Genomic DNA, 12966 nt, shown 5'->3' on the forward strand with positions numbered 1-12966 from the left:
ATTTTGACATGATGAATATAACCAGGAAAAAAATTTTTATCGTCTGCGACTCTTCCAGATCCCTGCTAGATTTTAGAGGGAAATTAATCGAAAAGATGCAGCAACATAACCAGGTTTATGTGTTTACGCCAAAAATTGAACAAGAATCGGTTCGAAGTAGACTGAAAGAACTAAATGTAATTACGTACGAAAGTAAATTAGACGGTAGTAACGTTTCCATCTTATCCGATTTACAGTTTATCTTTTCGTTGTATAAACTCATCAGACAAATAAAGCCAGATATTTTTTTTCCTTACACATTTAAACCTGTTATTTATGGTTCTTTCTTAGCTAAAATCTGCAAAGTTAAATTGATTGCTCCCATGCTTACCGGTTTGGGGTATAATTTTACCGATAACTCTTCAAGCAATAAACTAATTGTTAAAATAACGAGGTTATTATTAAAGTTGAGTCTGAAACCCAACCCACACTTAAGTATTATTTTTCAGAACAAAGACGATTCTCAACGTTTAATCGACCTCAAGATCCTGAATAAAAAACATCAGGTTTATGTGGTAAACGGCTCGGGCGTAGACTTAAGTCATTATTACTATTCCAAACCAAGTTCCTCGCCCGTAACTTTTTTAATGGTATCGAGGCTTATCAATGCAAAAGGTATTAAAGAATATTACGATGCCGCTAAATTAACCAAACAACGGTTCCCACAAGCCATTTTTAAATTGATTGGGCCATACGATCCAAATATCGATGCTATTGCACCTGAATTGTATCAAAAAATTACCAGTGGAGACACCATTCAGTACATAGGGCAGGTTGATGATGTGCGGCCGGATATTGAGCGTTCATCGGTAATGGTGCTTCCTTCTTATTATGGTGAAGGTGTTCCACGCTGTATACTTGAAGGAATGGCTATAGGCAGGGCTGTTATTACCTGCGACTCTGTAGGTTGCCGGGAAACGGTTAATAATGATCCTGAACAGGCTAACGGATTTCTTATTCCGGTTAAAGATGCTGGTGCTCTAGCCAATAAAATGGCGCATTTTATTACAAACAGTGATGATATTATCTCCTTTGGAAACAAAGCGCATGAATTTGCAAAAACAAAATTTGATGTAAATATCGTTAATGCGGCGCTCTTTAAGATTATGCGCTTACAGGCTTAACTACCCTTTACACATCAACAACTAACCAAATAAATAAACTAAACCTAAAATTGTGAACAATACATTTATTTACAAACGAGCAACTTTAGCCGACTTTAGGGAAGCTATTGATGAGTATGGATGGGTTGTGTATGAAAAGGCAATCAATCAGAAATTAATTTCAGAAATAACCACAGGTTTTGAAACTTCTTACCTGTTAAGAAGAGAGATACAGGTTTTAAATGGAATTGAGGAGAATATGGAGGGAACGTTACATCATTTGCTTGAGAAAGATAATTTCGCGATTGAGCTTTTGAGTAAGTTGTACTGTCATAGAGAAATACGTGATTTTTTGGGCGGAAACTACATTCTTAATGGGATAAACGGAGTAATTAACACCAAAAAAAGCAAGTCTTATATCCAGAATATCCATCGCGATGTACGTACATTTTCGTCTGAATTTAAGTTTATGATCCAGATGATTATTGTACTGGATGATTTTACCATATTTAATGGTGCCACGCACTTTTTGTCGGGCTCTCATAAATTGGATATCAAACCCGAAGAAAAGCACTTTAAAGCTTTTGCTAAACAAGCTATAGCTAAAAAAGGAAGCATTATACTATTCGATTCCAATATCTGGCATGCAGGGGGCATTAATTTTACCCGCAAACAGCGTAGAGCCTTAACCTTAGGTTTTACCAAACCTTATATTAAACAACAATTCGATTATCCTAGATTTTTAGGATATGAATTTGGCGAAAAAATAGATAGCGATTTAAGGCAGATTATCGGTTACAATGCCAGGGTGCCAGCTAGTTTACAGGAATATTACAGGCCTCCAGAAAACAGGATGTATAAAGCAGATCAAGGGTAGAGGATAATACTATGGAAACAGAAATGCACTCAGCCAAAACTATTGGTGGCTATATCCCTCTCGAATTATCAAAAGGAGAGAGTTATTATCCTGATTTAATTGCTCTTAATACAGGCAGAAATGCATTGGAGTATGTATTAAGGACAAGAAAATATTCTAGCATATACCTTCCGTACTATACCTGTGAGGTTTTGCTCGAACCACTCAAAAAATTAAATGTACAATATCACTTTTACCATATAGATGAAGATTTAGATCCGGTTATAGATTTTGAGATAGGCGAGCGTTGCTGCCTGCTTTACACCAATTACTTCGGACTTAAAACCGAGACCGTTAAAAGGTTAACTAAAAAAATCAAGAACCTGATAATAGATAATGCGCAAGCTTTTTTTTGTAAACCGATAAACGATTGCGACACTTTTTACTCATGCCGCAAGTTTTTCGGCGTACCAGATGGCGCCTATCTCAATATATCGAGTACGTTGGGTTTAAATTTAAAACAAGATCAATCAATAGATCGGTTTTCTCACCTGATTAAAAGTATCGATATCAACATCGAAGAGGGGTATACCGATTATATAGAAAACAACAAGCAGTTGTGCAATAACGAAATCAAAAGGATGTCGGCTTTAACAGAAACCATTCTTGCTAGTATTGATTATGATAAGTACGCTGAGACCAGAAGAAAGAACTTTGTTTACCTGAACGAACACTTAGGACGGGAAAATATCTTGAGGTTAAACTTTTCAGGGGAAGATGTTCCGATGGTTTACCCATTATTGATAGAAAACCCATCGGCAAAACAGCAGCTCATCGATCAAAAAATATTTGTGGCCACTTATTGGCCTAACGTTTACGAATGGGCACATGTTGATAGTTATGAATACTTCTTAGCCAAACATCTTGTTTCATTGCCAATCGATCACCGCTACAACTTAGCAGATATGAAAGTAATTGTTAACGCTTTAAAATCGCTCATATGAACACGCAAATATACTTAAGGCCATTAGCATTAAAAGATGCTGATGTGTCGTATAGATGGAGAAACGATCCTGAAGTGTGGTCGTACACCAAATTTGTGTTAAAAGATCCCATTACCGCCGAGGTTGAAAAACAGTGGCTATTAAACAAATTAAATCTGACTAACGAAAAACGTTTTGCCATCTGTGTAAAAGATACAAATGAATACATCGGCAATATTCAGTTGCTCGATATTGAAAACGATAGTGCAGAATTTCACCTCTTTATTGGCGAAAAGAAATACTGGGGAAAAGGCATAGGTTATAACGCTTCTTTAATGTTGCTAAAATATGCCTTTTACAACCTTAATCTTAAAAACATCTTTTTAGAAGTACACTCAGATAACCTGGCTGCTTACGCCATTTATAAAAAAGTTGGCTTTAAACCTGTTTCACAACGGGAAGATTTTATAAAAATGGTAATTAATTCTTCTGTTTTACTTACCGCAAATTGATCTATTTACAATCTACCCCAATTTAATAGCTCAAAATGAGAAAGATTATTACAATTGATGATAAACAAGAGTGGTCTGCATATGTAAAGCGTGCTTTGCATTACGATTTTTATCACACCTGGTATTACCATTCTTTAGATAAAAGTGGTTTTCCTATACTGTTTGTATATGAGGAAGACGAAAATTACATTGCTTTTCCGCTTTTGAAGAGAAATATTCCCAGTTCTGATTTTTTTGATTTTACATCGGTGTATGGATACACTGGTCCCATTTCAAACATGGACTTCAATACGCTTGACGATGATTTTATGGAACGTTTTAAAAATACGTTCATCGCATTTCTTGAAACCGGTCAAAATGTAACTGTTTTTTCCAGATTGCACCCGTTCTTTAATCAGGAAAGGTTAATGGAGAAGTTTTCAGGGGTATACGCCAATGGGAAAACAGTTGTGATTGATTTAACCACCAGCATTGAAAGTCAGCGGGCAGGTTACAGAAAAAGTGTAAAAGAAAAAATCCGACGCCTGCGAAAGCGGGATTATGAAGTCAGAATTTCTACCGATATTAATGATGCGAGCATATTTTCTGAAATATATACCGAAAATATGATCAGAATAGGTGCTAAAGACCGTTATCTCTTTAATAATGCTTATTTCGTTGCGCTGCTTTCTTCTGACGAATTTGATAGTAAGCTTTTTTTGGTGTATAAAGATGGAATAGCCATATCGGGGGCAATTGTAGTTTGCACTAAAGAAATTATGCAAGTACACCTTTTGGCTACCAGAACCATTTACCTGTTCGAATCGCCAGCTAAATTATTAACCGACGAAATTACCGTAATTGGTAGACAATTGGGTTATAAATATTTTAATCTGGGTGGTGGTGTTAATTTTAAAGAAGACACCCTTTTCGGCTGGAAGATGGGTTTCTCTAATCTATGCTTCGAATTTAATAGTTGGCGGTATATTGCCAATAACGAATTATACAATACACTCTTAAGCGAAAGATCGCTTGATCCCTTTTCGACTATTGATTTTTTCCCACTCTACCGTAGTCCTGTAATTGCTTCATAATTAATTATTAACTCTCTTATATAAATGGATATGCTAGTTGAAAATAATGCTAATGGCACTACTTTGCAATTAACTTTAACACAAAAGGATGATTGGGTAAAGTACATTAGCATGGCTGCCGATTATGATTTTTATCATACCTGGCACTACCATGCTATGGCAACCAACGGAAGGCCCATTTTATTTGTGTATTGCGAAGCCAATAACTTTATCGCTCTACCTTTATTAGAACGCGCCATTCAAGGTACACCATATTACGATTTACATTGCGTTTATGGTTATTCGGGTCCGGTTTCTAACCTTAAATTTAGCGATATAAGCGAGAGGTTGAAAAGAAATTTTCTAAACGCTTTTTCAGCATTTTTATATAAAGGCAGCTACGTTTCTGTTTTCTCCAGGCTTCATCCTTTTTTTGATCAAAATATTCTGTTAAAAAAAACGGATAGCATATATCAAAATGGAAAAACGGTTGTTATTAACCTACAACAAAGTATTGAAGAGCAACGGAAACAGTATAGGCAAACAACAAGAGATAGCATTAAGAAGTGTAGAAAGTTTGGTTATGTTTCTGTAGAAACTACGGCTCAGGAAGATATTGCTGCTTTCACGAAGCTCTATCAATCTAATATGAACCGCATCAGTGCTACTGATTTTTATCTTTTTACCGAAGAATACTTTACTAAGCTTGTTCGGGCCCAAGAATTCGACTGTAAGTTAATCTTGGTTTATTCAAACGATGATTTAGTTTGCGGCAGTATAATTATGTGTACTAAAGGCATTATAGAGGGGCACTTAATTGCTACTAATGCTCAATTTCTTAAAAATTCTCCGGCTAAATTTCTGGTTGATGAAATTAGCGAATTAGGCCGTAAATGGAATATGAAATACTATCATTTAGGTGGCGGACTAGGTTATAGAGAAGATTCGCTCTTAGAATGGAAGCTAGGCTTCTCGAATATGGTTTTAGATTATTACAGTTGGCGTTTTATTGCCAATAAAGCTGTTTATAACCAGTTAGTAGAAAAATCGGGTAACCAAATACATGTAAATGCTGACTTTTTTCCCCTTTATAGAATGATACCTCAATAAACTTTAAACAAATATTTAATGATTCTCGATTATGAAAAAGTTCTTCTTTCCAGATAAGGCACACTCAAGGTGGTTAATTTTATTGATTGATCAGATGATCGTTGTATGGACATTGTTTATATCCATCGTATTAACCAATACATTAAACTATACCGAGGTTTTTAACTCAGGCAATGCGATTTATGTGGCCCTTTATTGTTCCATCGCAGCAAGTGTTTTTATTTCTTTAAGAATACACACCGGTATTATCCGTTATTCCAATACCGAAGATATTTTGAGGGTTTTCCTTGCAGTTTTTGTAACCAGCTTACTCTTTGTTAGTGTAAATAAAATACTCTCGCAACGCTTTCAGTTACTTTGGCATCAAATGGATAAAGCATTGATATTGAATTTTTTTATCTCTTCATCGCTGCTTATCCTTATGCGTATTTTGGTAAAAGGGGTGTTTTTCTTTTTTAAAGAACTTAAATCGGAAACTAAAGAGAATATTCTGATCTACGGATCGGAAAAAAAAGCAATCTTGATCAAGAACGCAATAGAACAGAATGAAGATTCGAATCTGAATATTATCGGCTTTGTTGACGATAACAGAGACCGCGTTGATAAATACCTCGAGCAGAAAAAAGTATACCATTCTTGCTTTGTTGAGCTATTAAAAGAAAAACACAATATAAAAAAGATACTTTTTGCGGAAGATGCGCTAAACACTTTAAACAAAAAGAAAATCATCGATATCTGCGTGAATAATGGAATTAAGGTAATTATGGTACCGCCATCAGATAAATGGCTGTATGGTAAGTTAGATTCGCACCAATTACGCGATCTTAAAATTGAAGATTTGTTGGAACGAGAGCCGATTAAGCTCAATAACAAAAATATCCTCAAAGATTTAAGTGGTAAATGTATTTTGGTTACTGGTGCAGCGGGTTCTATTGGATCTGAGATTGTTCGGCAGGCCTTAGCGTATAATCCTAAATCGGTAATTCTTTGCGATCAGGCAGAAACACCGCTTCATGATTTAAAACTCGAACTGGAAGATAACTTCCAGAACTTAAACGTAAAGATATTTATGGCCAATGTGCAGAATATAAACCGGATCAGAACGTTATTTGAGCTTTATAAACCTGAAATTGTTTTCCATGCTGCGGCCTATAAACATGTTCCCATGATGGAGGATAATCCAGCTGAGGCCATTTTAACCAATGTACTGGGCACTAAAAACGTGGCAGATGTATCAGTGGAGTTTGGCGTAGAAAAGTTTGTAATGATCTCTACCGATAAAGCTGTTAAGCCAACCAATGTAATGGGTGCATCCAAACGTTTGGCCGAAATTTATATTCAATCGCTAAACAGTCCGGAGATTATTTCAACAGACGAAACTACCACACAAGCTCCACGAACCCGCTTTGTGACTACCCGTTTTGGAAATGTGCTAGGTTCAAATGGCTCTGTAATTCCAAGATTTAAAAGCCAGATAGAAAAACGGGGTCCCATTACAGTAACCGATCCGGAAATTACCCGCTACTTTATGACTATTCCAGAAGCGGTTCAATTGGTAATGGAAGCCGGGGCAATGGGTAAGGGGGGAGAAATATATCTTTTTGATATGGGAAAACCTATTAAGATTGTTGATCTAGCTGTAAATATGATCAAATTAGCAGGTTTAACGCCTTATGTGGATGTAGATATTGTATATACAGGTTTAAGGCCAGGAGAGAAGTTGTATGAAGAACTTTTGCTTATAGATGAAGAAATTATACCTACCCATCATCCAAAAATTAAAATATCGCAGAAAGTAGCTTATAACTATTTGTACGTTAATCAGATTATTAAAGATTTGATTGTATTGAATAACGATGGTAACGATCTGAATATGGTAAAGAAAATGAAAGAATTTATACCCGATTATATCAGTAATAACTCAAGGTTTGAAGAGTTAGACCTGTTGGTTGCCAATTAATTACCGTAAAAATACCCTATTAAAATTATTTTATTTTTGTTCGAGAAATAATTATTAAATTGCATTAATAGTAATAGTCGTCCCAGATTGTTGATGGAATTTAAATGTTTTATTTTAAATTAAATTAACTGCTATGAGCTTAAATATAGGCCAAGTTCTTGAGCGTGTTGTACGCAGAGACAGAATGGGAATAAGTGAATTATCCCGAAAATTAAATGTAAGTAGAAGAACTATTTACAATTGGTTTGATCAGAAAAGTCTAAATCCGGAAATTATCTGGAAAGTAGGTACTGTGATCGGTCACGATTTTTCTGTCGAATTACCCGAAACTTTTTCTAAAAATAGTAACTACATTCATGAAGCTTTTGATGCACATACAGAGGATCAAACCAAAGGTGACGCAAATTCTGTATACTTCTGGATGAATAAATACATTAAGCTGCTCGAAAAATACAACGAAATATTAAGCCATAATAACATAGAAAAGAATGTTTCAGAAACTGTAGCACATCACACTATGCCAAGAAATAACAATCGGTCTATTTCTTAAGTCGCTGCAGGTATTTTAATTTATCCTAAACCAAATATCTCCTTAGGGTTTACTATTCAGTAAACTCTCTTTTTTATAGTATCTCTCTAAATGATTCGCCATAAACATATTTTATGGTGATGGATTTCTATTCACAAAATTTTGAAATCATGAAAACAATTAGCGCATTAACTCTACTGTTACCATTGTTTGCTTTTCAAGGCGCCAAAGCACAATCTCAGGTTTATAGTGGTACAGGTATTCGGTATTCAGTAGGTATCGAAACAGGTTTGGCTACTGGCTATTTAGCCAAAAAGTATGAGGCACCGCTTGGTGTTTCCGTTCAGGCAGAATTTCCTATTACCGAAAGCATCTTATATGCCTCGGTAAATACCGGGTTCAATAACATTTTTGTAACTGGCAATTACTCCCATCTGGTTGATGATTTGCAACTTGTACCCGTTAAAGCAGGCTTAAAATATTTCTACAGGAGTAATCTCTATCTGCAGTCGGAAATAGGTTTTTCTTTCCTTTTAAATAAAACAAATTGTGTTGAAGGGAAAAAAGCTGCATTTGTATACGCGCCGCAAGCAGGAATGATATTTTATCTGCACAACAATAATTACATCGATGCAGGATTACGCTACGAAAGCAACGGCAAATTCTATCTCTGCGACCATATGAACAACTTTGTTGGCTTCAGAATCGCCTGGGGCTTTAGTTTATAACACGGGTATTCCTAAGTAGTCATCTTTAATAAGCTTTATAAATGAAAGCAAGTATACAATATAATACGATGAACGGATTGTGGATCCTTTTTATTGATTGTAAATATGAGGATTCTCCCAAATACATTAGGATGATTACGAAGATTATAATCAAAATGTTATCCGGAACAATCATTCCCGGTAATAAGCGAAGGGTTAGATCTGGCAGGCATTACCTGATCCATGAGCATGTGGTAGAATTGCATACCGACGAGTGGTTTCCTCTGGTGCTGGCAAGTGAGAGAAAAGAGCTTCTTGAAGGTATTAGATCTATTTTTATGGATATGAGCGGAAAAAAATAATCCGCTCAGTTTGTTTCATCAAAAGATACGGGAAGGTTGCTCCGAAAGGAGTAGCCTTTTCTTATTTCTGGGCTTAGTGTAAGCAATTAAGGGTATAACATAGCGTTAAAATCGTACGTCAATCTCAAATGAAGCGCAGCGAAATGACGTTTTATCTTCATTTGCCATCGCAACTCCATGCTTTTCAGCTAAAAACTACCCCCCTCAGACTAACGATTCTATATTTATGATCGGCCCTAATATTCAATTACAACCTTGCCAATTGTTTTTCCACTCTCCAATAAGCGGTGTGCTTTTTTTAGGTTATCTGCGGTAAATCCTTTCAGTGTAGTATTTAAGGTTGTTTTAAGCGTACCGTCGTCAAAAAGTTCGGTGAGTTTATTTAAAATATGACGTTGTTCATCCATATCATCAGTTTGATACATCGAACGGGTATACATCAACTCCCACGAAAAAGTAACACTTTTATTTTTTAACTTATTCAGCGCAATAGGAGTGGCAGAGCCGGTAATGGAAACAATATGTCCCTGGGGTTTGATCAGCTCTACCAGGTTATCCCAGTAACTGTTTAGGTCTACAAAATCGAGAATAAAATCCACTTCCTTAAAACCGGCAGCACGTACTTCTTCAACCAGATTATTGTGGTTAACCACCACATCAGCGCCCATCATTTTGAACCATTCTTTGGTTTCAGTACGCGAAGCCGTGGTAATTACCTTTAAACCACTTAATTTTTTGGCAAGTTGTATGGCAATTGAGCCCACACCACCAGCACCTCCAATAATCAGAATACTTTTGCCCTTATCTTTTTGCTCACTAATGCCGATGCGATCGTACAGCGATTCCCATGCAGTAAGTGCGGTTAAAGGCATAGCGGCAGCTTCGGCATTGCTGAGTGTGCTTGGCTTTAAGCCTACAATCCGTTCGTCTATCAATTGATATTCTGCATTACTTCCACTGCGGGTAAGGTCGCCAGCGTAATAAACCACATCTCCAGGCTTAAAAAAAGTAACTGCCTCTCCAATTGCTTCTACTATTCCGGTCGCATCCCAGCCAATTATTTTCGGCGTTTCCAACACAGTATCTTTAGCACTGTTCTGGCGAATCTTATAATCTACCGGATTTATACTGATTGCATTTATCTTAACCAGTATATCGCGCCCGCTAGGTTGTGGAACAGCTGTTTCAAATTCGATAAAACTTTCATTTTCTATTATGGGCAGTGATGTTTTAAATCCAATTGCTTTCATGCTTTCTTTTTTATAAATGTACTATCCGTTTTTGTCGATCTACAATTTCAATGGACCAAATATAACCTGATTTTACTGCCTTTTTTGGAAAAAATGCAATTATGGAAAAAGGTATTTCTACTGGGTACGCTTTTTTTCTTCCTCACTGGCCGAAGTTCTTTTTCTAACGGCAGTTGGGTTACCGCCCAATCGGTAGGAGAAACTTAAAGTAACGCTACGCGTGTCATTTTTTTCAGTAAAACCATTTTTTTGGTTCTGATAATCAACGTCAATCCGGTAGGCATTACCATAAAAAATGTCGTTCACAGCAAGCCTGAGGGTTCCCTGACCTTTAAGTAATGTTTTGCGTAGCCCCGCACTTACATCATACAGCCGAGCAATATGGTAAATACCCTGTATGGTTGGAGAAGAATACCACGCGCTTATTTCGGCCTTCAGTCCTTGTGCCTTGTTTATGGTAAAGGCATGGTTAGAACTTAAATAGACACCCCAAACATGGTAATCGTAACAGGCCTGTAAATATCCCGACTTTTCCAGTCGGTAAGAACCTTGAACATAATTGTTGATTTCCCACCAAGAAGCTGGCTTGGCGGAAAAGGAGGTAGAAAAACCAAGTTCCTGACTCAGATCCAGGTTTCTCTGAGTATCGTAAAAGAGTTTTGAGGTATTATCCTGTACCGTGATATTGCTAAAGTAATCAGTCGTCCGCCTTAGATAGAATGAAATATTATATTGTTGTTTATAAGTATAACCCAGTTCGCTGTTATAAATAAAGGCAGGTTGCAATGCCGGGTTGCCCTCCAGGTAAGCGTATGGACTTGTGTAGGATTTAAAAGGGTTAAGTCTCCAGTATTCGGGCCGGCTGATCCTTGAATTATAGTTGAAATTGATTTCGTTGTCTTTATCCACTTTATAAACCACAAAAAGGGTTGGAAAAAGCTTAAAATAGTTATTCTGGTTGTTGGTGTTTAATACAATCGATTTGCCATTTATGCGGGTGTACTCACCGCGCAAACCACCTTCAAAACTCCACTTGCCCAAATCTCCGGCAATACTGGTGTAAATTGCGGATATATTTTCGGTATACATAAAACGATCGCTGCGGTTGACCAATAGTTCTGGGCCGCTAGCAGGGTTATTATAGAAATCGAAGCTGTTGTGTGTACGGATACTGCTGTATTTCAGACCTGATTCAAAAGTCCATTTCTTCCAGAACTTATCGGTATAATCCAGTTTTCCCGAATAAATATCAATATGCTGATTGGAAGGTGTAAAGATATGGTAAGTGTCGGGTAGCAAACTACCGTTGCTCAATGTTCCATAAGTATCTACCTGTTGGTTGTTTTTGTTCTGATAAGGCACATAATCGATATCCACATTAATATTCCTGCCATTGGTATCCAGTTTAATCTTGTAGTTAATATTAAAGCTATACTGATATGCTTTTCCGTTAGAAAAGTTTTGGGTATGTAGGATAGAATCGGGCATAACTGCATGGTTATTACTAATTGTAGTTAATATATTGTTCGGCCTGCTGTTGCTACCGTTGTAACCATTTATCAAAATACCAATCACTTGTTTATCGGTAAAGTTGTAATCGGCTCCAATTTTATAACTATTAGCATTTCCCAGGCGTAAGCCTGATTTTTCATTTCTCCAATCAGAATAGCCACCTGGAGCGTTATAAATAATATATTCACTTTCTTCATGGTCTTTTTTACGCCTGTTATAGCCATAGCTGCCATATACATTTAACTTGTTTTTGCGATAATTGAATACCATACTTGGGCTATAGCTGCCGTAGGTTGATTGTGTGTAAGCCCCAGAAAGTACGATGTTAAAACCATCGCCCTTTGTTTTTTTTGAAACAATATTGATTACAGCGCCACCTTGAGCGTCATACCTGGCGGTAGGATTAGCAATAATTTCTATTTTGGCAATATTATCTGAAGGCAAGCCGCGAAGATAGGCAGCCAGGTCTTCGCCCGATAATCTGATAGGCTTATCGTCCATATAAATTACCACGTTTTTATTGTTTGCTGTAACTCCGCCATCAAAACGAGTTTGTACGCCAGGTGCTTTACTAAGCGCATCCCAAACCGTTGCACCACTGGCCACGATGCTATTTTCGACATTAAATATTACCCTGTCTATTTTTCTTACAATAAGCGGTTTTGAAGCCGATACCGTTACCTGATCCAGAGTTTTATCGTCACTAATCATCATTAATATGACTGAATCCATCGGAAGATTTATCTGTTGGCTCATATCCCTATATCCAACGGCTTTCAACATTAAAATATAAGTGCCTTTTAAAGGCTGCTGGAAACTGAACAGGCCATTTTTTGAAATCTGGACCGCTAAAGTCGAGTCTGCACGACGCAGGTTAATGCTTACCCCATCAATCGGTTCGCCATTTTTATCGGTTACTAAACCTTTACGTAATTGCGCCAAAGTAATAAGAGGGGAAAGGAAAAGAAGGATAAGGGTTAACTTTTTCATG

12 protein-coding genes are annotated in these 12966 nt (G+C 36.8%); 10 read left to right on the forward strand and 2 right to left on the reverse strand.

The window, feature by feature from the left end; genetic code table 11:
• Positions 1-8 precede the first annotated feature (8 nt).
• The 10 genes from HDC90_RS01860 (at position 9) to HDC90_RS01905 (ending at position 9213) form a co-directional block, all read left to right on the forward strand.
• Entirely contained in the window at positions 9-1163 is a 1155-nt protein-coding gene (locus HDC90_RS01860) for a glycosyltransferase family 4 protein (protein ID WP_255497443.1), read from the forward strand.
• A gap of 52 nt (positions 1164-1215) precedes the next feature.
• The gene (locus HDC90_RS01865) at positions 1216-2019 is read left to right on the forward strand and encodes a phytanoyl-CoA dioxygenase family protein (RefSeq protein ID WP_184463294.1); all 804 of its coding nucleotides are present in this window, start codon (positions 1216-1218) and stop codon (positions 2017-2019) included.
• Between the two features lie 11 nt (positions 2020-2030).
• Positions 2031-3002 carry a hypothetical protein gene (locus HDC90_RS01870; protein ID WP_255497444.1) on the forward strand — a complete coding sequence of 324 codons (972 nt, stop codon included), beginning with the start codon at positions 2031-2033 and terminating at the stop codon, positions 3000-3002.
• A complete protein-coding gene (locus tag HDC90_RS01875; protein WP_184463296.1) occupies positions 2999-3493 on the forward strand; it encodes a GNAT family N-acetyltransferase in 495 nt (164 codons plus the stop codon). The genes HDC90_RS01870 and HDC90_RS01875 overlap by 4 nt, the downstream gene beginning before the upstream one ends.
• Positions 3494-3528: 35 nt before the next feature.
• A complete protein-coding gene (locus HDC90_RS01880) occupies positions 3529-4566 on the forward strand; it encodes a GNAT family N-acetyltransferase (protein ID WP_184463298.1) in 1038 nt (345 codons plus the stop codon).
• A 24-nt stretch (positions 4567-4590) separates the two neighbouring features.
• Positions 4591-5655 carry a GNAT family N-acetyltransferase gene (locus HDC90_RS01885; RefSeq protein ID WP_255497445.1) on the forward strand — a complete coding sequence of 355 codons (1065 nt, stop codon included), beginning with the start codon at positions 4591-4593 and terminating at the stop codon, positions 5653-5655.
• Between the two features lie 31 nt (positions 5656-5686).
• Entirely contained in the window at positions 5687-7615 is a 1929-nt protein-coding gene (locus HDC90_RS01890) for a nucleoside-diphosphate sugar epimerase/dehydratase (RefSeq protein ID WP_184463300.1), read from the forward strand.
• 133 nt (positions 7616-7748) lie between these two features.
• Positions 7749-8165, forward strand: a complete 417-nt coding sequence (locus HDC90_RS01895; RefSeq protein ID WP_184463302.1) for a helix-turn-helix domain-containing protein — start codon at positions 7749-7751, stop codon at positions 8163-8165.
• A gap of 149 nt (positions 8166-8314) precedes the next feature.
• Positions 8315-8872: a hypothetical protein gene (locus HDC90_RS01900; protein WP_184463304.1), complete on the forward strand. Its 558-nt coding sequence runs from the start codon at positions 8315-8317 to the stop codon at positions 8870-8872.
• 41 nt (positions 8873-8913) lie between these two features.
• Entirely contained in the window at positions 8914-9213 is a 300-nt protein-coding gene (locus HDC90_RS01905; protein WP_184463306.1) for a hypothetical protein, read from the forward strand.
• A 236-nt stretch (positions 9214-9449) separates the two neighbouring features.
• On the opposite strand, the gene HDC90_RS01910 is transcribed toward HDC90_RS01905, so the two are convergent.
• Positions 9450-10463, reverse strand: a complete 1014-nt coding sequence (locus HDC90_RS01910) for a zinc-binding alcohol dehydrogenase family protein (protein ID WP_184463308.1) — start codon at positions 10461-10463, stop codon at positions 9450-9452.
• Between the two features lie 117 nt (positions 10464-10580).
• Positions 10581-12965: an outer membrane beta-barrel family protein gene (locus tag HDC90_RS01915; RefSeq protein WP_184463310.1), complete on the reverse strand. Its 2385-nt coding sequence runs from the start codon at positions 12963-12965 to the stop codon at positions 10581-10583.
• Position 12966: the final 1 nt, after the last annotated feature.

The organism is Pedobacter sp. AK013, from assembly GCF_014205835.1.
Taxonomy (GTDB): Bacteria; Bacteroidota; Bacteroidia; order Sphingobacteriales; family Sphingobacteriaceae; genus Pedobacter.

Bases quoted from the DNA above. Each gene is read 5' to 3' on its own strand.
- HDC90_RS01860 (WP_255497443.1), top strand. From the start codon at position 9: ATGATGAATATAACCAGGAAAAAAATTTTTATCGTCTGCGACTCTTCC.
- HDC90_RS01870 (WP_255497444.1), top strand. From the start codon at position 2,031: ATGGAAACAGAAATGCACTCAGCCAAAACTATTGGTGGCTATATCCCT.
- HDC90_RS01875 (WP_184463296.1), top strand. From the start codon at position 2,999: ATGAACACGCAAATATACTTAAGGCCATTAGCATTAAAAGATGCTGAT.
- HDC90_RS01880 (WP_184463298.1), top strand. From the start codon at position 3,529: ATGAGAAAGATTATTACAATTGATGATAAACAAGAGTGGTCTGCATAT.
- HDC90_RS01885 (WP_255497445.1), top strand. From the start codon at position 4,591: ATGGATATGCTAGTTGAAAATAATGCTAATGGCACTACTTTGCAATTA.
- HDC90_RS01890 (WP_184463300.1), top strand. From the start codon at position 5,687: ATGAAAAAGTTCTTCTTTCCAGATAAGGCACACTCAAGGTGGTTAATT.
- HDC90_RS01895 (WP_184463302.1), top strand. From the start codon at position 7,749: ATGAGCTTAAATATAGGCCAAGTTCTTGAGCGTGTTGTACGCAGAGAC.
- HDC90_RS01900 (WP_184463304.1), top strand. From the start codon at position 8,315: ATGAAAACAATTAGCGCATTAACTCTACTGTTACCATTGTTTGCTTTT.
- HDC90_RS01905 (WP_184463306.1), top strand. From the start codon at position 8,914: ATGAAAGCAAGTATACAATATAATACGATGAACGGATTGTGGATCCTT.
- HDC90_RS01910 (WP_184463308.1), bottom strand. From the start codon at position 10,463: ATGAAAGCAATTGGATTTAAAACATCACTGCCCATAATAGAAAATGAA.
- HDC90_RS01915 (WP_184463310.1), bottom strand. From the start codon at position 12,965: ATGAAAAAGTTAACCCTTATCCTTCTTTTCCTTTCCCCTCTTATTACT.